Origin of the sequence: Mesorhizobium sp. 131-3-5 (genome assembly GCF_016756575.1) — a bacterium.
Lineage (GTDB): Bacteria > Pseudomonadota > Alphaproteobacteria > Rhizobiales > Rhizobiaceae > Mesorhizobium > Mesorhizobium jarvisii.
This window is the reverse complement of sequence record NZ_AP023254.1, coordinates 6,324,696-6,344,096: the sequence shown is the minus strand read 5'-3', so window position 1 is coordinate 6,344,096 and position 19,401 is coordinate 6,324,696. Positions and strand designations below refer to the sequence as shown.

Annotated in this window: 21 protein-coding genes; 8 read left to right on the top strand and 13 right to left on the bottom strand. The window is 59.7% G+C overall.

The window, feature by feature from the left end; translation table 11 throughout:
* Positions 1-21 precede the first annotated feature (21 nt).
* Positions 22-1,470 (bottom strand): TolC family protein, encoded by a 1,449-nt coding sequence (locus tag JG747_RS30820; RefSeq protein ID WP_081295854.1) that lies wholly within the window; start codon positions 1,468-1,470, stop codon positions 22-24.
* A 455-nt stretch (positions 1,471-1,925) separates the two neighbouring features.
* Here JG747_RS30820 and JG747_RS30815 point away from each other — a divergent pair, with 455 nt between their 5' ends.
* Positions 1,926-2,462: a hypothetical protein gene (locus JG747_RS30815; RefSeq protein WP_064980365.1), complete on the top strand. Its 537-nt coding sequence runs from the start codon at positions 1,926-1,928 to the stop codon at positions 2,460-2,462.
* Positions 2,463-2,549: 87 nt separating this feature from the next.
* On the opposite strand, the gene JG747_RS30810 is transcribed toward JG747_RS30815, so the two are convergent.
* From JG747_RS30810 to JG747_RS30760, 11 genes are all read right to left on the bottom strand, one after another.
* Positions 2,550-3,125: a hypothetical protein gene (locus JG747_RS30810; RefSeq protein WP_202360688.1), complete on the bottom strand. Its 576-nt coding sequence runs from the start codon at positions 3,123-3,125 to the stop codon at positions 2,550-2,552.
* Entirely contained in the window at positions 3,122-3,712 is a 591-nt protein-coding gene (locus JG747_RS30805) for a L,D-transpeptidase (protein WP_064980361.1), read from the bottom strand. Before JG747_RS30805 ends, JG747_RS30810 begins: the two co-directional genes overlap by 4 nt.
* Complete coding sequence (locus JG747_RS30800; RefSeq protein ID WP_202360687.1) at positions 3,696-4,859, bottom strand: AAA family ATPase; 1,164 nt, start codon at positions 4,857-4,859, stop codon at positions 3,696-3,698. The genes JG747_RS30805 and JG747_RS30800 overlap by 17 nt, the downstream gene beginning before the upstream one ends.
* Positions 4,856-5,491, bottom strand: a complete 636-nt coding sequence (locus tag JG747_RS30795) for a TadE/TadG family type IV pilus assembly protein (RefSeq protein WP_010914078.1) — start codon at positions 5,489-5,491, stop codon at positions 4,856-4,858. Before JG747_RS30795 ends, JG747_RS30800 begins: the two co-directional genes overlap by 4 nt.
* A gap of 2 nt (positions 5,492-5,493) precedes the next feature.
* Positions 5,494-6,036, bottom strand: a complete 543-nt coding sequence (locus JG747_RS30790) for a TadE/TadG family type IV pilus assembly protein (protein ID WP_244748280.1) — start codon at positions 6,034-6,036, stop codon at positions 5,494-5,496.
* Between the two features lie 5 nt (positions 6,037-6,041).
* Positions 6,042-7,544, bottom strand: coding sequence for a TadE/TadG family type IV pilus assembly protein (locus JG747_RS30785; protein WP_202360685.1), 1,503 nt, complete (start codon positions 7,542-7,544; stop codon positions 6,042-6,044).
* Between the two features lie 79 nt (positions 7,545-7,623).
* The gene (locus JG747_RS30780; RefSeq protein WP_019860370.1) at positions 7,624-7,911 is read right to left on the bottom strand and encodes a hypothetical protein; all 288 of its coding nucleotides are present in this window, start codon (positions 7,909-7,911) and stop codon (positions 7,624-7,626) included.
* Between the two features lie 4 nt (positions 7,912-7,915).
* Entirely contained in the window at positions 7,916-9,361 is a 1,446-nt protein-coding gene (locus JG747_RS30775) for a type II and III secretion system protein family protein (RefSeq protein WP_038644587.1), read from the bottom strand.
* A gap of 54 nt (positions 9,362-9,415) precedes the next feature.
* A complete protein-coding gene (cpaB, locus tag JG747_RS30770) occupies positions 9,416-10,480 on the bottom strand; it encodes a Flp pilus assembly protein CpaB (protein ID WP_019860366.1) in 1,065 nt (354 codons plus the stop codon).
* 143 nt (positions 10,481-10,623) lie between these two features.
* Positions 10,624-10,869 (bottom strand): Flp family type IVb pilin, encoded by a 246-nt coding sequence (locus JG747_RS30765; protein ID WP_069091292.1) that lies wholly within the window; start codon positions 10,867-10,869, stop codon positions 10,624-10,626.
* A 157-nt stretch (positions 10,870-11,026) separates the two neighbouring features.
* Entirely contained in the window at positions 11,027-11,221 is a 195-nt protein-coding gene (locus tag JG747_RS30760; protein ID WP_202360684.1) for a Flp family type IVb pilin, read from the bottom strand.
* A gap of 541 nt (positions 11,222-11,762) precedes the next feature.
* Between JG747_RS30760 and JG747_RS30755 the strand changes: the two genes are divergently transcribed.
* From JG747_RS30755 to JG747_RS30735, 5 genes are read left to right on the top strand one after another with little or no spacing between them, the layout of a single operon-like run.
* Complete coding sequence (locus JG747_RS30755; RefSeq protein ID WP_069091293.1) at positions 11,763-13,148, top strand: CpaF family protein; 1,386 nt, start codon at positions 11,763-11,765, stop codon at positions 13,146-13,148.
* The gene (locus JG747_RS30750; RefSeq protein WP_069091294.1) at positions 13,148-14,119 is read left to right on the top strand and encodes a type II secretion system F family protein; all 972 of its coding nucleotides are present in this window, start codon (positions 13,148-13,150) and stop codon (positions 14,117-14,119) included. Before JG747_RS30755 ends, JG747_RS30750 begins: the two co-directional genes overlap by 1 nt.
* 48 nt (positions 14,120-14,167) lie before the next feature.
* Entirely contained in the window at positions 14,168-15,085 is a 918-nt protein-coding gene (locus tag JG747_RS30745) for a type II secretion system F family protein (RefSeq protein WP_244748278.1), read from the top strand.
* Positions 15,086-15,138: 53 nt separating this feature from the next.
* A complete protein-coding gene (locus JG747_RS30740; protein WP_069091296.1) occupies positions 15,139-15,696 on the top strand; it encodes a tetratricopeptide repeat protein in 558 nt (185 codons plus the stop codon).
* Between the two features lies 1 nt (position 15,697).
* Complete coding sequence (locus JG747_RS30735; protein WP_019860358.1) at positions 15,698-16,222, top strand: prepilin peptidase; 525 nt, start codon at positions 15,698-15,700, stop codon at positions 16,220-16,222.
* A 19-nt stretch (positions 16,223-16,241) separates the two neighbouring features.
* On the opposite strand, the gene JG747_RS30730 is transcribed toward JG747_RS30735, so the two are convergent.
* Positions 16,242-17,078, bottom strand: a complete 837-nt coding sequence (locus JG747_RS30730; RefSeq protein WP_202360683.1) for a sterol desaturase family protein — start codon at positions 17,076-17,078, stop codon at positions 16,242-16,244.
* A gap of 170 nt (positions 17,079-17,248) precedes the next feature.
* Between JG747_RS30730 and JG747_RS30725 the strand changes: the two genes are divergently transcribed.
* Both JG747_RS30725 and JG747_RS30720 read left to right on the top strand, forming a co-directional pair.
* Positions 17,249-17,968 (top strand): methyltransferase family protein, encoded by a 720-nt coding sequence (locus tag JG747_RS30725; protein WP_244748276.1) that lies wholly within the window; start codon positions 17,249-17,251, stop codon positions 17,966-17,968.
* A 170-nt stretch (positions 17,969-18,138) separates the two neighbouring features.
* On the top strand, positions 18,139-19,281 hold the full coding sequence (locus JG747_RS30720) for a hypothetical protein (RefSeq protein WP_202360682.1): 1,143 nt from the start codon (positions 18,139-18,141) through the stop codon (positions 19,279-19,281).
* Positions 19,282-19,401: the final 120 nt, after the last annotated feature.

The window sequence follows — 19,401 nt, the reverse complement described above, 5'->3', positions numbered from 1 at the left end:
TCGATCGGTCCTTACATCCGCTTACTTTTTCCTGACCGGTGCCAGGATATCGAATGGCAGGTCGTTCTTCTGTTCCGACGGCGTGCGCGCATAGGTTTCCGTGTCGGCCGTTTCCGGTGCGCCGAACTCGGTCCGCGCATAGGCCGCGGCCTGTTTTGGCGGGCGGATGTCCATCGTTTTCAGCAACTGCCCGGTGGCCGCGAGAAGCCGGTATTGGGCGAAGAGAGAGGCGTAGGATGCGGTGTCGGCCAGTGTCGCCGTGTTGAAACGCGTATTCTGCGCATCCAGCACATCGAGCAACGAGCGCTGCCCGACCTTGAATTGCTCGCGATAGGACGCGACCAGCTTCTCGTTGGAAGCGGCCTGCAGCTTCAGCGTCTTTGCCAGGTCGGCTTGCCGGAAGCGGCGATCCCACGATGTGCGAACGGCTTCTTCGATTTCCCGCAGCACCTGGTGCTGCGCAAGCCGCTGCTCGCTGGTGCGACGGATCTGCTCCTGCTCATTGGCCTTGTCGATGCCGCCCCGATACAAGTTCCACCGCAGCACCAGGCGTGCCTGCAGGTCGGATGTGTCGCCATTGTCACCGTCGATGTCATACCCAGCCCGGGCGACGCCTTCGGCGACAATCGAGGGGCCGTATTTCGCGCGAGCCGCATCCACCAGCGAGGCCGCGGCGGCGATATCGCTGTTGGCCATGTGGACGCGCGGATTGCTCTCCCGCGCAAGGCCAATCGCATCGTCCAGCGACCTTGGCAGCGTGCCGGAAACATCGGCCGGCCTCGATGCATTGGTCAACGGCTTCCCGACGGTCTTGAAGAACCGGATCCTCGAGGCCTCCAGTTCCTCCGAGGCTTCCTGCATGCGGGCCTTGGCCGCAAACAGGCGCTCTTCGGCCTGTTGCCGGTCGGCCTCGTTCAAGCCACCGCCAGCAATGCCTTCCTGGATGTCGTGGAGGATTGCTTGGTGGAAGCCCAGGTTCTTCTTTGCCTCTGCCACGATCGAAGCCTGAAGCATGTATTCGAGGTAGTCCTGGACAACCGAGAGTCCGATGAATTCAGACCGCTCCAGCACACGAAACGACGCGCCGTCGACGCGCGAGGCCTGGCGGTTCAATTCGGCCCGCCTTGCGCCGCTGTCATAGAGCGTCTGCGAAACCGTCAGATCGGTTTCCGCCGGATAAAGTGCGTCATCCTCTATCGAGAGCGCGCGTCGGGAGGAATTGTCGAGACGGCGAGCCCCGGCTGACGCTTCCACGTCGACGCTGGGAAGATAGAGGCCCTTGGCCTGACGCAGCTCGAACTCGATTGCTTCGCGATTTTCTATGGCCTGGCCGATTTCAGGATTGGATTCGACCGCAACCGCCATCGCTTCCTTGAGCGTAAGCGCACTCGCACTTGCGCATGTCAGCATCGTAGCCGCCATCAAAAGACCTAGGCGCTTGCCCACAGTCGAGATGCTTCTCGTATTCATCTAACCCGCCCCAACGTTTCCCCTGCGCCCTTGCGGGCGCTGACCCAAGCCTGAGCCTGTCTCAGGCAACTATCCAACAATTTCAAGAAAATATGTGAGTTATTATTAATTTAGGGGAGCCTAAATCACCGGTCTGATCCACAAGGTTGGGAAATGTAGCAAAAATGGCACAAAAGAGGTTGGCTGCGGCTTCAGCCAAACGCTGCCTGGTGTGGAAAAGTCCAGACGCACATACGGCTCAATGCCGGCAGAATCGTATAAAGCCTGCATGGGCCGGAAGGCAGCCGTGGAAATTGGACGGCGTTCGGCCAAGACCATGCGACCACGGCAGCAAGGGCCGATAGTGGATTGAGGGCTGCCCGAATGAACTGCCAAGCACGGGCATAGTGGCGCCCTTGCGTTAAGCCTTGCGCAATCTCTGCAATCTATGCTGACGCCAGATTGTCGAGGTTAAAATGAAGCGCAGGCCGATACTACTCTTCGCTTTTCCGGCTTTCATCCTGGTGGTTTTGGCCTGCGAGCGAATAGCGACCATGCTACTCGGGAGCTATCCCGCAAGCCCCGCAATGTGGAGGATCTGGCTTGAACTGCGCCCCTTGTCGGCGATGTTCTGGCAACAGATCGACCCGTATCTCTATGGTTCGATGGCCCTGGATGCCGTCATCCTGGTTGCCGCGGCACTGGTGTTCTGGAGCGCTTGCCGGGTGAGACCGGCGGCCGCCTTCTTCCTGGCCAACCACGTCGCGCTGCTCTTTGCCGGACTGATGATCGCTTCCAGCAGTCATTCGGAGACGGCGAGCACGGTCGCGGCATTTCCGATGTCCAACGGCCTCCAATTCGCCCTGAAGATCGATTTTACTTGGCAGAACAGCCTGGTGCTCGTTCTGGGCTTCGTGGCCTGCGCGTACTGTCATGTCGCGTTCCTTCGCGAGACGCGACTGCGCGGTGAGTCTCTGGCCCTGCGGCTCATGACTTTGGGACGGGATCTTTAGTCTGGCATAGGGCGTTTCGAAACGTCCGGACGTCGGCAATTGCATGAGGCTCAGCTCCGTCCGGCTTCACCGGAACCCCGATACGCCTCAGTTGATCTTGCGATAATAGACCTTGCCGTCCGGCGTCTCCGTTCGCTGGTAGGCGGGATTCGGGCCAGGGGGTGCGGCACTCCTGCGCTTGATTGGCCGTGGCGTCTCGACAGCCGAGGGTTCGGCCGCGACATCGCTGGTGTCGGAAGAAGCGTCCGCCACGGTGCTGGTGACGACGACGGGTTCAGCCGCGCCGATGCTGCTGTCGTCGCGCGCCGAGGGTGGGTTTTGTGCCAACCTGGATATGCTGCCGTTGATTTCGTTGAAATTGCCCTGCAGTTGGCTGTCCAGCCGTTCAAATCGGCTTTGAAAACCGTTGTTGACCGTATCGAGCCGGGCAACGATCCGCTGCTCGAACGCACCGAGTTCCTCGAGACGTCCCTCCACGGTACGCAGGTCGTTGATGCCTCGATAGAGGTAGATGGCGGCGGTTGCGTTCAGCACGGCGAACAGGGTCAATCCAACGCCGACGACGACGGCCAGCCGCGACCGGCTCGCATCCTTGCCGAGCAGTTGCGGTTCAATCGGCTCGGCCGAGACAGTCGGTACATGCGGGTCGCTGATCGTCGTCATTGAACCACCACCTTGGTGCCAACTGGCACGCGCTTGAAAAGATCGATCACATCCGTGTTGGTAAGGCGAAAGCAGCCCGACGTGCCATCGAATCCCACGCCCGAGGGATCGTTGGTGCCATGGATGCGATAGAGCGTGTCGTGTCCGTCCCGCAGCAGATACAGCGCCCGCGCGCCCAAGGGGTTATAGGGACCCGAAGGCACCAACTCCGGCAGTTCCGGTTGGCGGGCGCGCATTTCCCGGGGCGGGCGCCACTGCGGCCATTCCGTCTTGGCGCCGACCTTCACCACCCCGGTCCAGCCAAATCCGTCACGCCCGACGCTGATCTGGTAGCGCAATGCCTGGCCCTGGCGGGTCACCAGGTAAAGTGCCTTCTCGCTCTTGCGGATGATGATCGTTCCCGGCTGCTCGGTGGTCGCAAAGGCAACCGCCTTGCGCAGGCTGGGGCCCATCGCCGGCAGCGGCGGCCGGTCTGAAAGCCCCGACCGCGCCTCGGCGAAGCCCTGGGCGGACATCGCCAGCACCAGGCCGAGCACGCAGGTGCCGGCCAGCCTGGAGACGAGGCCATCTCTACCGGGCAGCGTCATCGAGCCGCTCTTTGAACATCTTCTTCAGATCCTTGTTGAAGCGCGCCCTGCCGTCCACTTCGGAGGGAAGGATCGCCCGGTTCAAGGCATCGGTCAGAAGGGCATTGTCCAGCGCGACCGATTTGATGTGCGGCGCCTTGAATATCTTCTCTAGCTCGCTGCGCGAAAAATGGTTCCCGAACCATTTGCGCTTGTGCTTGTTGGCGACCAGCGTGATGCTGACCGCATTGCCGCGCAGTTCGCGGATCTTCTTGTAGAGCCGCTTGCCTTGCCGCAGCGAAGCGACGTTGAGTTCGAAGACTATGAAGATCTCGTCGCTGGTCGACAGCACCGAATTGTGCCAGGGCGTTTCGATATTGGGCAGGTCGATGACGATGTCGTCGAAGCGGTAGGCGACGAGGTCCAGAAGCCGGAAGACGAAATCGCTGCCGTGCGGCTCGAAGGGCAGTTGCGGCCTCTCGAACGCATAGAGGGTGAGACCGGACGGGCGCATGAGCTTGATGACATCCATCAGCTCGACATCCAGCCTTTCCGGCTGATTGATAATGCCCGCGAGATCGAACTGGTTGAACAGATTGAGATAGGCGCCGCAATTGGCGCTCTGGAAGTCGAGATCGACCAGGCAGGTCGAGGCCGCGCGCTCGGCCGATTTCGAGGCCAGGAATTCGGCCGCCGACAAAGCGAGCGTCGTGGCACCGGCGCCACCGCTGGCGCTGATGAAGGTGATGATCCGGCTTTTCGTGCCCTGGTTGCCTGTATCGTGGAAGGTCACCGCATTTAGCAGTTCTTTGCCGTCTAGCGGCTTGTGCAGCCAGTCCGAGGCGTTCATGCGCACCAGCACGCGCGTCTGTTCCGACGTCAGCTCATCGGAAACCGCGATCAGCGGCACCGTCGCCCACAGCGCGCGCGCCTCGACGATGCCGGGCTTGCCGAGCAACTCGCCAGCGCCGAGATCGAGGATGACGATGCCGGGACGCGTATCGGCCGGCGGACCTTTGAGAAAATCGTCCGTCTCGGAAACCCTGACGTCATAGATCGCCAGCGCATCGAGCCGCGTCGCCACGTCGCGCTTGAAATTCGGATCCGACGAAAACAGCGCCACCTGCTTGCGCTTGGTCGGTGTAACCTTGGTGTTGATGGCATTCATGGCCAGGTGCTCTTGATGTCTTCGCCCGTGACCGTGCTCAGCATGGAGGGCATGTTGATGTTGGCGAAACCCATCAGTCCCTGGAGGAAGAAGAACTGGAAGGTTCTGTTCTGCAGGCTGACGGTGATTGTCGGCACCGGACCGCTTAGCCGGGTCTGATAGCCAAGGCCGGTGGCCGAGTAAGTGACGACGACGTTGCTGCGCAGCAAGCCCGGGAAGAAGTGGCACATGCCCGGCCGCTGGTTTGTGGCCAGATTGGGACAGGCGTCATCATTGGTGTTTGCGGTGTCGCCACGAAAGATGCGACTGAAATTGGCGGCGCTGAAGCCGCCGCCATTGCTGCAGCCGCCCGTGCCGGCGGTGTAGGTGCAGACGAAGGGACCATAGGCGCCGGCGACAATCGGGGCGCCGGGAGACGAGATCGGACCCGCGGTCGCGAGGTTGGTTGCCACCGCATCCGATATCGCCGCCAGCCGGGCGCCGACCTGCACCGCCTTGGTGGCCGCGTTCCATTGATAGAAGGCATAGCCGAAATCGACGAAGCCCAGGACAAGCGAGAACAGCAGCGTCGATACGATGGTCATTTCCACCATCGCCGCGCCGTCTTCTGATTTTGCGAAACGCTGGATCATGGTCAGAACCGGATCAACCGCTCGTCGTGGGAGCCCTGAAGCGTGATCGGCCCGATGCCGATGAACGACAGCATCCCGACACCGGTGTACGGGTAGGTCCCGGATGCGCGCACGGTGCAGACTTGTGCGGTGGTGGAGCGATATTGGGTAACGCCGCCCACCACGGTATCCTGGCAGGAGTTGTTGGTGGTCACGGTGACATTAGATGTCTGCCAGCCGCTGACGCGCGGAGTATCGGTCACGACGCCGTTGACAACGGTTACAGATGGCTTGCCGTAGACGGCGATGTTGGCGGCAATGGTGGTACAGTTGATCGCCGCCAGCCCGGAGTCGGTATAAAGCTGACTGTTGCAGCGCGCGGCATAGCGAGCGGCGTCTGTAAGCCCGGCCTCCATAAGCAGCTTGTCATGGATCAGGTTGCCGAACTCGAACACTCCCGCGGACAAAACCAGCATCAGCGGCGTGATCAGTGTCATCTCGACAATCACCGCGCCGCGTTGATCGCGACGAAATCGACTGAGATATCGGGACAGCATCTTGAACATCGCGGTCACCGATACAGCTGCGCTTCGTCGCGCAGGTAGTTGTCGAGCGTACCGTTGCCGCCTTTGCCGGTGATGTCGACCAGTTCGACGTAGATATTCTTCCCGTCCTTGATGGGCTCGGTGATGAAGAAGCTACCGAACCTCCTCACGGGAATCCCCGTCTGGCGGCCGCTGAAATTCGTGCCCGAAGCCTGAAGCGCATTGCAGTCGAGGATTGCGCCGTAAAGCAACCGGCGGTCTGGGATCGAGATTGGGGTGCCTGCCGCCGCAGGCGGGACACCCGTTTCGCCACCGACTGCGGCGTCCTGAGAGATATTGTTGTCGATCTCGTAGCGGTACACCTCATAACGTGTCGGGAGATTGGCGCCGGTTCCGGATAGAGCCGCTGGCACGGCGCGTGTGGGATGATTGGCGGCCCAGTAGCGCGCGAAATTCCAGTTACCGTCGCCCATGCGGCCGCCCATCAAGGTGCAGTTGCCGGCGATCTGGCACGAGTCACGCTCAAGCCCGACACCCTTTGTCGGGTCTGTTTCGTAGTCGACCTTGTTGCTCGAGACGAACTGGCTGCCGTTCTTGGCACCCTTGCGCACATTGACTCCAGGTCCGTCCGAATAGTTTGAAGAATCGATGCCGAAGCGCGAGTTGATGCCGTTCTCGACAGGGCCGGCATTCTGTCCAGGCTCGGTATTAACGCCGTCGCGCGAATAACAATTCTGCGGCTTGGAGTCGGCGAGCATCTTTTCGAGCTGATTGGCGCCATTGCCAAATGGTGAAGCCAGGAAAGCGAAGTTGCCGGGAAAATAAGATCCGTCGCCGCGCAGCACGATCTGACGGCGACGGTATTGCCTGGATTGTGCCGCCTGTTCGAGCGTGACGCCGCCGGTGATGGATGTGTCCTCATACGGATTGCACATGAAAACGGGCGTGTAATCGCAGACGCCCGACGTGAACCCGGCAGTCGCCCGGGCTGCAACGTTGAAACCGTTACTGGCCGAATTGCCCGTCAGAAACGACGCCGGGAATATTGCGGCGAAACCGGTCGGCGCCACCTTCACTTCAATGAATGCAGTTTCATCTTCGCCGATGGATTGCGTTGCATTGGCATAATTTGCGCTGGTGACCGGGGCTCCGTCTGTTGCGGGTAAGCTCTTGAGGAAACACCACGAAATGTTGCCGGCGCTGTTGCATTGTGCGGTGCCGCCCGGTTGCCCGGACGTCAAAGTGAACCGACCATTGGCGCCAACGGTCGAGAATGCGGCCTGGTTGGCAACCAATGTCGCCATGGCGCGTTCGGCCCTAGCCCATGAGCCGGGCAAGCCATCGAGCTCGGCGGCTCCGGCCAACGCAAAGGCATCGGCGCCCTTCTGCAGGTCGTTATGCAAATTGTTGACCCGGCTCATGTCGATCGCCAACAGCGAAAAGCCGATGATCGCCGGCAGCGTAACGCTGACGAGGAGCAGCGCTATTCCCCTCTGATCGTGCCAGAACGCGCGAATGGTTCGCAGCATGGCTCTTACTCTTTGCTCCCCTGACGCCAGGTTTCCTCGTATGGCCTGGCGCGCTGAAACCGCATCCTTCCGTTTCAGTTTACGGCGTCGTCGTCGTCACACCCGACCCCGCCCCGCCGACATTGACCGTGATGGCAGGCGGTGGCGGCGGTGGTGGTGGAAATTTGTAGTTGTTGGCAACTGCGGCTGCGCGCGCACCATCGCCTCCTATGTGTGTATTCCTGGAGGCCGGGTTGAACGGATCGACCGTCTGCAGAAGCGAATTGTACTTCTGCGAGTCGCCCGCGGCCAAGGTCACTGAATCGTAGTGATTCAAATAGTCCGCCGCACAGCCCGTCAGCAGACCGGCGCTCAGGACGAGGATCAAGGCGCTATTTTTTGACATAGAGCATCTTGTCCTTCGATTTGAAGTTGAGCATGTGGCCATAGGGGCCGGTGACGCCGTCGCCCGTTTCATATTTCCGGATCATGTCCTTGTTCACTTCGAGCTGACCGAGCACGAAGAATTCCGGGTCGTTGGCGGGCCGCGTCTTGTCGAAAGGCGTTGCCAGCTGTTCGCCGGGCTTCACCGGCCGCACGATGTGCGGCGTGACGATGACGACCAGTTCCGTCTCTTCCTTCTGGTTGCTCGAATTGCGGAACAGCGTTCCGATCACCGGCACCTGACCGAGCCATGGCACCTGGTTCTGCAGCTTGGTGGTCCTGCTGGACAAAAGCCCGCCGACCGCGAAGCTCTGGCCGTCGCGCAATTCGACGACGGTGGACAGTTTGCGGTTGGTGAAAATCGGGTCGCCGGCGGTGGTGAAGCCGTTCAGGTCGCTGACTTCCGGCGCCAGGTTCATGTGGATCTTGCCGTCGTCGAGTACGACCGGCGTGAACAGAAGATTGACGCCGAATTGCTTGTAGACGATGCTGATCTCGCCGTTCTTGTCGAGAGTTCGGATAGGAACTTCGCCACCGGCGTTGAAGCTTGCTTGCTCGCCGGAGAGCGTGGTGAGATTGGGATTGGCAAGCGTGCGCACCGCGCCCTTGGCCTCAAGCGCCTCGATGTACAGATCGACCTTGATGTTGCTGTCGATGACGCGGGTGAGCAGCGCTCCGAAGGGAGTAGAGGTGGACAGGAGGTCGCTGAGAAAACCGCCGGTGCCTAGCACCACATTGTCCTTGTCGACGGCGGTAATACCGGTTCCGACTTGAGTCGTACCCCGGCTGTTTGTGCTCCTGATCGACACGCCCAGGTCGCGGCCAGCATTGCGCTTGGCCTCCAGCACGCGTACTTCCAGATTGACCTGCTGGCTGTCGTCGACGATGACGGAGTTGATGATAGCGTCGGGACCATATTGCTGCGCAACCGCCATGATCGCCGCCAGCGTGGCGCCGTCCTTGACATGACCGCCAAGCCTGACCCTGCCGTTGACCGAGGCGACTTCGATGCGCGACCTTGGCGCCACCTGGCGGATCGCCTGCGCCATGTCGCTGACGTCGACGCCGACCTCGATCTGGATGACGCCGAGTGAACGCTTGTCCGTTGAAAACAGATTGACCGTGGTGGTGCCGGCCCCCTTGCCGATGACATAGAGCGTGCGGTCGGTCATCGGCTGCGCGTCGGCGATTTTTTCGTCACCGACGACGATATCGCCAAGTGTGGCGTTCACCGCGATCGTCACCGACTGCGACATCGGCAGGAAAACACGATGGACGCTGGGATTCGACACATCAATGAAGCGGTCTGCGGCCTCGGCCACGAGACTCCACGTCGGCAGCGTCGCGAAACAGGACAGCGCGACCGCCGCCATCCTTACCCAAAACCCCTGCATCCCCGTCTCCCCGATTGCTGCCTATGGCAACCCCATTTTATTAGCTGCAGCTTATCACGGTTGTCGCGGCACGTCATATGTCTCGAGCTTCACACCCCGGAAAACGCCCACGGTGGCACGCGACGGCGGCTCAGGTGTGACATATTTGACAACTTCCCGGGCTTCCGGCGCGGAGGCCACCGCCGGAGTCGGCTTGACCTTGCCCAACTCGTCGAGCTTGCTGCCCACCCGGTCCACGGCCTGTGCCAATCCTGCGATCTTGTCGTCGGCGCGCTTCTGTGCATCTTCCGCGCGCTGACGTTCGGCTGCCGCAGCAGCGTCGGCCGCGGCCTGCCTGGCCAGTTCGGCTTGCTTTTTGGCGACGTCGGCCGGCATTTCGCCGGTCAGGTCGGAAAGCGTCACCCGCTCCGTCGTCTCGCCCTTGCTGGCGGCGGCCTGGCGAAGCGCCAGCGACAACTGGCCGGCGCCTGCCGCCAGCGTCAGCTTCTGCGCGTCCTTGGTGCTGGCCTCGAGCGTGACCGATTTGACGACGGTCGGGCTGTCCTTGCTTTCGTCGGCCACCTGGTCGACGGCGAGCACCTTCATGCCCTGCAGCAGCACGTCGACAAAACTCTGGTCCGTGCCGTCACTGTCACGCACGGTGCGCGTCAGCAGCACATCGACCCGGTCTCCCGGGAAGACGAAACCGGCGACACCAAGCACGTCGTTGACGCGGATGGAAACTGCCTTCATGCCTTCGGCAAGCACCGCCGAAAGCGTGGCGCGCTGGCCCGGGCCGGTTATCTTGGTGGCAAGAACCGGTTCGTTGACACCGATCGACTGCAACGCCTGCTTGGAGCCGCCGCCAGCCGGAAGGTCCTTGGTGAGAAGTTCCTCTGCGGTCCTGAATGCGCCGGCCGGAACCGCGCCTGCAGGCCACGCGACTTCACGCAATTTGTCGGCGGACAGGGTGTCGCCGAACTTCAGCGCAACAGCCGCTACCACGACAGTATCGCGCTGGATATCGTTCGTCTGAGCCAGCGCGCTGCGCTGATTGGCCAGCCAGATATTGGCGAGCACCACTGCAAGCACGCCGAACACGCCGGCGAGGACGATCATGATGACAGTATTTGCACGCATAGCCCAAGCCCCCAAGTCCATAGTGCGGGGTTCGCCCGCAGCGACCGATGTCAGGCCCAGGTTTAAAACCCGGGCCTGAATGTTAGCTACGGTTGGCGTGGCCCGTCTGTGCCTCTCCAACCACTTAGTTTAGTTGCCGGCGGCTAGGCCGCAGGCGTAGCTGCTTGCAGAGTGGTATTCAGTGTCGTCCACTGGCCACCCACCCATGTGCCGACTAAGATTACTGTGGCTATGACAGCCACGGTAATGATGCCGAGCAGCACCGTATATTCGACCATGGCAGCGCCTTTTTCGTCGTCGCGGAACTGCCGGGCCACAGTCATAAGCTTCCTCACGCCAATTTCTCCCTTAAACCCGACGAGACGAACGGGGATGAAATTCATACCCATTCCCGTCATCTTCAAATCGGCAGCCAACACGCAAAGGCGACATTGTGAACGAAACCATGCCAGTCTTTGCGCGTATTCCGGCCTGCCAACCGAGGTCGATCGATCTCTCGTTCTGAGGACAGGACCAGGACTTTACGGCTCTGGCCCTGTAAGAGAATCACGCGGCGGCTGGTGTAGCAGCCTGGAGGGCGGTGTTGAGCGCGGTCCACCTTCCGCCGACCCAAGTGCCGACCAACACCACAGTAGCGATGACCGCAACGGTGATGATGCCGAGCAGGACCGTATACTCGACCATAGCAGCGCCGTTTTCGTCGTCGCGGAACTGCCGGGTCATCGTCATGAGCTTCTTCATGTCAATTTCTCCCTTTTGGAGGTTAGAACCCGACGAGACAGAGCCAAGGATGAACCCCATACCCAAGCATCCCCCGTCATCTCGATCCTAGGTCTCGAGAAATTGCGGAGTCAAACGGGATTAATGTTTCCTTAACTTTCCAATACATGAACCTTCGAGTTGAGCGCGGCCTGAAATTCCAGCAACACCTTGATTCGTCTAATTTTTCAAGCACTCTTAACCATTCGTTCACAATTATGTCGCCATGCTAATTGAGCTATCCCTATTTTAGCAGTTTGGCATATTCCTTTATATCTAAGGGGTTATAGCCAATTATGGGATGGCTATCGGTGTTTGAGCACGCAAGGGACTCGGGCGCTCCGAGGCTTGATGCTTCACTCATGACTGACGGCGTAGAGACCGGATACAAAAACGATATTTTCTAGCGCCGCTTCTTAACTATGTTGAAAGTATTGCCTGGGCGTGAGCCGTCCTGGCGCTTGTGCGGCGGTTGGTTAACGTTTAGTTTCCGCTAATGTGCGCTGGAGGGGTATAAGGGGTTATGCTGGGGCGGTTCATCAAGGGTGGCGAGACGCGGATCGAGCCAAAGCTGGAGTCGACGGCGGTTCTCCAAGTTGCCAGCGGCGCCTCGCCTGTCGCGGATCTCGAACCGCATGGCGACGAGTTCCTGGCGCTGAAAGTCGATCTGCATCGACATCTGATTGACCGGTTCAACCTCGCGTCACTCGAAACTGCGTCGAAGGACGAGATCCTGAACGAAATCCGCCCCATCGTGCGCGAGTTCGTGCGCGGTCGCAACGTTCCGCTAAACGCGCGCGAACTCGATCAGCTGACCAGCGACACGGCCGACGAAATGCTTGGCCTGGGGCCGATCGAGCCATTGCTGAAAGACGATTCGATTGCCGACATTCTGATCAACACCCACAAGCGTGTCTTCATCGAGCGATATGGCGTGATCGAGGAAACCGCGATTCGCTTCCGCGACGAGGCGCATCTGTTGCGCGTCATCAACAAGATCGTCTCGGCGATCGGCCGGCGTGTCGACGAATCAGCACCGATGGTCGATGCCCGGCTGGCAGACGGCTCACGCGTTAACATCGCCGTGCGGCCGATCTCGGTGGACGGCCCGCTGGTCTCCATCCGTAAATTTTCCAAGAACCCTTATTCTCTAGAGCGTCTGATGGCGTTCAACTCGATCCGACAGCCGATGGTCGATCTGCTGCGCATCGCGGTACAGTCGCGCAAATCAATCCTGGTTTCCGGCGGCACCGGCAGCGGCAAGACCACCTTGCTCAACGCGTTGTCGAGCTACATCCCGTCGAGGGAACGCCTGATCACCATCGAGGATGCGGCGGAGCTGCAACTGCAGCAACCGCATGTCGGACGGCTGGAGACGCGCCCGCCCAATGTCGAGGGCAAGGGCGAGGTCCGCCAACGCGAGCTGCTCAAGAACGCACTGCGCATGCGACCGGACCGCATCATCGTCGGCGAGGTGCGCGGCGAGGAGGCCTTCGACATGCTGCAGGCGATGAACACCGGCCATGAAGGCTCGATGACCACCATCCACGCCAACACGCCGCGCGATTCGATCTCGCGGCTCGAGCAGATGGTCGGCATGGCCGGCATGCCGATGACCAATGATTCCATCCGTGCGCAAATCGCCTCGGCCATCGATATCATCGTACAGACACAACGGCTCTCGGACGGCGGCAGGCGCGTCACCTCGATATCGGAACTGACCGGCATGGAAGGCAATGTCGTCCAGCTTCAGGAAATCTATCACTTCGTTCGCCGCGATGTCCGCGCCGATGGCGCGATTGTCGGTGAATTTCGCGCCACCGGTGTACGGCCGCGTTTTGCCACTGAAGCCGCGGCAATGGGGTACCATTTCGCAAAGGACGCATTCAATCCGCAGGTTCCACTCTGATGCCGACCGGTCAGACCCTCCTCTACTTCATTTATGTGCTGGCGGCGGCATCGGTCATTCTCGCTGCCGAATCCTTCTTTCTTTCAATCGCCGGTCGGCGAGCGCGGGCAGGCGTCATAAATCGACGCTTGCAGAGACTGGGAGAAGAAAAGCCGGCCGAGCAGAGTTTGCAGGGACTGCTGCAGGAACGCGGGTTGACGGCATCGGGGGACTTCATTTTTGGCGCAATCGCGCTCAACCGGCTCTATACGCAATCCGGCATCACCGGCAATCCACTGGCTTTCCTGGCAGTTTTCCTGCTCGCCGGCCTCGTTTTGGCGCTCCTTTTGCCGTTGCTTCTGCACTTTTCCGTCATTGTCGCCGTCATCGTCTTCCTGATTGTCGGATTTGCCCTGCCGATTCTCGTTTTGCGACGTGCCAGGGACAAGCGGATCAAGAAATTTGCGGTCCAGCTTCCCGATGCACTCGATATGATCGTGCGTTCTCTGCGCGCCGGCCACCCAACCACCGTCGCGATAGGGCTGGTTGCACGTGAAATGCCTGATCCGCTCGGTACCGAATTCGGCATTGTCTCCGACGAAATCAGCTTTGGCCTCAGTCTGGAGCAGGCTGTTCGAAAATTGTCGGAGCGGGTCGGTTTCGAAGGCCTGCATCTGCTTTCGGTGTCGCTTTCCATCCAGGCCAAGACTGGCGGCAATCTCACTGAAATACTGTCAAACCTGTCGTCGGTATTGCGTGAACGCCGGAAATTGCGCATGAAGATCAGGGCACTGTCCGCCGAGGGTCGCATGTCGGCTTGGATAATCTCGCTATTTCCGCTTCTGATGCTCGGCGTGTTGTCAATCGCTGCGCCGAGCTTTTACGGTGACGTCTGGGGCAACCCGATCATCATGCCGGTGTTTGTGATCTTCGGATCTTGGGCGTTGTTGGGCGACTTCATAATGTACCGAATGGTCAACTTCGATTTCTAGTGGCGGGCAGGGGACGTGTTTAGCAATCTAGGAAATTCAGCCACGCTGTTGTCGCTCGCTATCTTCCTGGCAGCAGTGGCGCTTTTCTTGCTGGCCGCCTTTATCCTCATCCCGGTCTTCCAGACGAGGAAGCTGGTCACACAAACCCTTCTGGCCGAGGGGATCACCAATCGCCGCTCGCTCCATGCCCAGCAGGAGCTCAACAGGATTTCCGCGCAGCGACCGGTCGATGCCTATTTCCGCGGCCTGGAAAAGGAACGCGGCGAGCCGAATGCGCTGGAAGCGAAACTGTTCCGGGCAGGGTTCTATCAATCAAGCGCACCAGTGATTTACACGCTCTCTCGCCTCGGCGCCGTCTGTATCGGCTTCCTGGCCTGTTATGCGGTTCTATCGCGGGTGTTGCCGCCGCAATTGCCGGGGCTCGTGGCGTTTGCAGGGTCAGCCTTGATCGGGCTTGGCTGCATGGTCATTCCCAGTATTGCTCTCGACCGCTTCGAGAAGGGGCAAAAGCAGGTTTATCGGCGCGGCTTTCCCGATTTCATGGACATGATGATCACCTGTGCTGACGCCGGGATGAGCCTGGAAGCGGCCGTGGAGCGCGTCGGCGCCGAACTGGCCGGCACGCACAAATGGCTGGGCATTCAGCTGTCGATCGTGACCCTGCAGTTGCGTGCGGGCAAACCGTTGCGCGAGGCATTGCGCGAACTTGCCGACCGCATCGGGCTTGAGGAGGCGCGCGCCTTGGCCGTCCTGTTTCGCCAATCGGAAGAATTGGGCACCAGTCTTACGGATGCACTGCGCATTTACAGCGACGAAATGCGCACCCAGAGAATCATGAACGCCGAGGAACGTGCCAACGCGCTGCCGGTCAAGATGATGATCCCGCTGGGCCTCTGCATCTTTCCGGTCGTGATGATGGTCGTCATGCTGCCTGTGCTCATCCGCATGAAGGGCATTTTCTTCTAAATGTTTATATGCTTTGGTTCTAAAATGGAGTCGGACGACTCTTGGGAGACAAAATGACAGGGCCAATGCGCCTCGCAGTTGTAGCCGCAGCCAGTCTTTTGATGGCGCTTGCCGGTTGCCAAACGAATGGTGCGGACAGCACCGATGGTGTCGTGCGCACCAACGAGCCGTCGAAAGGCGACGTGACGGCCTTTGGCGATGCCTTCGACGGGCTGAAGACAGTCGGCAACGTCGAGTATTACGCCTCGGACCAGGCCGTGGCCGAAGCCACGAACCAGTTTCGCGCCGAAAATTACGGTAATGCTGGTGCCTTGTTCTTCAAGGCGACGCAACTGGCGCCCAATGATGGCGGTGCCTGGATGGGGCTGGCCGCTTCGTGCGACCGCATCCACCGCTTCGACCTCGCGGACCGGGCGTATGGCCGAGCCTTCAAGCTGGTTGGCGCGTCACCCGAATATTACAACAATATCGGTTATTCCTACCTGCTGCGCGGCAAGCTGCAGGACGCACGCAGCAGTTTCCTCAAGGCCTATGAATTGGCGCCCAACGATCCGACGGTAGCCAACAATCTGAAGCTGCTGTCGTCGAGCGTGCAGAACATCGAGCGCTAGCATGTTGCTCGTCGAAGTGCTGCTGCTGAAGGCACTCGCCATACCTTTGCTCGCAAGGATTGCGTGGCTGGACTTCACGACACAGAAGATAGCCAATCGCGACGCTCTGCTGCTGCTCTGCCTGGGGGCGGGGTCGCTGCTGCTTTTGTCGCTTCAGTCGGGATCGTGGTGGGATATGGGGCTGAGCGCCATCGCAGCGCTTGTGCTGTTCGTGGGGCTCTTTCCGTTCTGGGTTCTGCGAAAGGTCGGTGCAGGCGATGTCAAGCTGATGGCAGTCGTGCCGTTTCTGGTCGGCGGGAATGATCTCGTCGGGTTTTCCATCTTGCTGCTGCTGTTCGCCCTCGCCACGGCCATGGTTGTGAAGAATCCGTTCTTGCTGCCGCAAGGCGCGTTCCGCGTCTACGTTCAACACCTTGATCGCAAAGGTGTCGTCCCGTTTGGCGTGCCTATCTCCGTGGCGTCGATTTGCATAATCGCCTTGCAGGTCGGATACGGCTTTATGGTCCCCGGCTCTCTATCGATGTGAACAATTGACGGGCGCTAGGCTACCTACGCGCTACTTCTTCGGGCGCCGGCTTGACGACGGCATCCGCTATATTCCGGCGTTGTTGAGTGCCGCGCACGAACGGGTAGCCGTGCTGGCCGATATAATCCGTAGGGATCGCTTCATCGACTCCATACTTCTCGGGCATTCTGGAGCCTGGAATATGGAATGTACCGAACAGCGCGTCGATGATGGCCAAGTGACTGGCGAAGTTCTTGTCATAGGCGTCGCGTTGATCGGCATGATGCCAATGGTGGAATTGAGGGCTTGCGATCACCCATTTGAGCGGCCCGAAGTTCATCCTGACGTTGGCGTGTAGAAGCAACGCGTGCCCGGTAGCAATGATGACGTACACCGCGATGGCCTCTGACGAAAATCCCAGAAAGAATACAGGCAGAAGCGAGACAGCCTTGGTGACGATCTGGTCCACCGGATGCGCCCGGAAGGCAACTATCCAGTCCAACTCTTCAATGCCGTGATGGATCGCGTGAAATCTCCAGAGCGCCGGGATAGCATGAAACGCCCGGTGTGAGGCGTAGACGCCGAGATCGGCCAGGATGATGATTTCTATAACCTGGAGCCATGTTGCTTGACCGCCCACCGTCGTTGTTACCGTCGCCGGTACCAAGGACGCCGAGGCACTCATTGCCGCCGCCGCCATAAGGAATATGCAGATCTTGAGGAACGCGCCGTTGACGACCGCGTAGATCACATCGGTGCCGATGCCCTTGCGGAAGATCTTCTGTTGCGTCCGCAGGGCGAGCATGTGCTCCAGCGGTACGAAGATCAGGGCGCAAATGAGCAGCGATTTCAGACCAAAGAGGTCCATCGGCTCCATCTCTCAATGTCATTTACCAGAGGAGTGAACCACTTCATGCTCCCTCACACAAGGCAATGGTTTCCAAACAGTTAACCGGTGCGCCCTGACCTTCTGCCCGGGAGGCTTTGATGGCCTGATGATGCATCTCGATTGGCGGCCAGTTTGGCCGTTAACGCTTTGGAAACCATTTGCTTGTCGGCGCACGCAAGGAATGCTTCAGTGCTGCTTTGCAGGGGGCCAAAATGTTGAATGAAGATTTTCTCGGCCGGATCGCGATCGTCTGTATCATGACGGTCCTGGCGGTTCTCAGCGCGATTCCTCTGCTCGCCTATTTTCATCAGAACGGATCGGTAAATTCGCTGGCCGTCGTCAATCAAGTCTTGGCGACTGTTATATCCGCCCTGCAGGTTTTCCTGACGGTCGGTCGCCTCCCGCCAAAAGGAACCGCGCAGGGAATCGAGCCAAGGGTCACTTCTGTAGCCGGAACTTTCCTGATCATCGTTGCAATGTTTGTGACCCCAGCACTGGAAAGCGAGGCAGCGCAAATGGTCGCGCTGTGCCTGATTTTCGTCGGCATGGTGGGCTCCGTGTTTTGCCTCTACTGGCTCGGCCGCTCGTTCTCCATTATGGCTACGGCCCGGCAGTTGGTTACCTCTGGCCCATATTCCATTGTTCGCCATCCGCTTTACATCTGCGAGGCGACGTTCATTCTTGGGATGATCCTTTCGCACTTGTCGGTGTTGATGGTGGCGTTAGGCGCGGTCCAATTTCTTCTGCAGTATCGACGTGCACGGAACGAGGAAGGTATCCTTCGGCAGACGTTCTCCGAATATGATGAATATGCTCGGCGCGTTCCGATGCTTCTGCCGCGTTTTCGTCGTTCGGAAGTGCCAGCACCTGGCCAGTGATAAGACCGCCACGCTTCCAGAACAATGAGAGGTAAGCCCCAGCGATCATTTTGGTGAAATGGTTCCGCACCAGAACGCTCGATGATGTCACGATCGTGATAGCTGCGCCGAGACCTTGCCGGATAAGCGGGTCGATGGCTAAATAGACCACCACAGGGGGAGAAGGCATCATGGCACTTCACCTTTCGGCGGATGCCCCGGCTTCAGTCGCGACCGCCCCGCAAAAATATCTCTTCGGGCCGTTCATCGACTTCTTCATGCTTGGCGGAAGCGCGCTTCTCATCCTGCCGGTCCTGTATTTCCTGCCGTTACGGTATGAAGCCACCGTGACGCTGACGATGTTCTTGCTCTCGCACCTGATAAACCAGCCGCATTTCGGTCATTCGTACCAGATCTTCTATCGCAATTTCGCGCGCAAGGTGCGCGGCGAGGGTTACGGCCGGAGCCTTCAGATACGCTATATTATCGCGGGCATCGTCGTGCCGCTGGCGATGATTGCCTTCTTTGCCTACGGCGCGCTGACGGGCAACGCCCGCCTGCTGGGCAATGCGACAAACGCGATGGGCTTTTTCGTCGGCTGGCATTACGTCAAGCAAGGCTACGGCATGCTGATGGTGGATGCCGTGCTGAAGCGCAAATTCTTCAGCGATCAGGACAAGAAGGTGTTGCTGTTCAACGGCTACGCCGTCTGGCTGTTCGCCTGGCTTCAGACGAACGTGGTGATCACCCAAAGGCAGTTCTGGGGCCTGGACTATTACACCTTCGCGGTCCCGCCATGGCTCATCACCATCGCCATGTCGATCGCCGCCGCCTCCTCGGCGGCAACCGCGGTGATGTTCATCAACCGCTGGCGCAAACATGGTGGGGCGCTGCCGTATAATGGCGTCGTCGCCTACGTCGTGTCCCTCTATGCCTGGATCCTGTTCGTGACGCTGAACCCGCTCTGGCTGCTCGTCGTGCCGGCGATGCATTCGTTGCAGTACCTGGCCGTGGTCTGGCGCTACCAGACCAATGTCGAGCGCGACCGTGCGGATGCCGTCGAGAAGTCGCCGTTGAAGGTCTTCGCCATTCTCGGACCGCAGTACAGGCTGCGGGTGCTGGCCTTCATCGTCTTCGGCGCGATTCTTGGGGCGCTCGGTTTCTGGCTGGTGCCGATGGCGCTGACGGCCATGGTTCCCTACAACAAGGCGGTGCTCGGCTCGTCGCTCTTCCTCTTCATCGCCTGGATCTTCATCAACGTGCACCACTACTTCCTGGACAATGTGATGTGGCGGCGCGGCAATCCGGAAGTCTCGAAATATCTGTTCCGCTGAAGCGGTCGGTTGAAGTCACTCCGGGGTAGGGAAGGTTCGTTCCCGGCGCGAACACGATTCGTTAACCAAGATGCTGTTCATCGACAGGACGAGTTCGTAGGACGGATGCCCGCCTGGCCG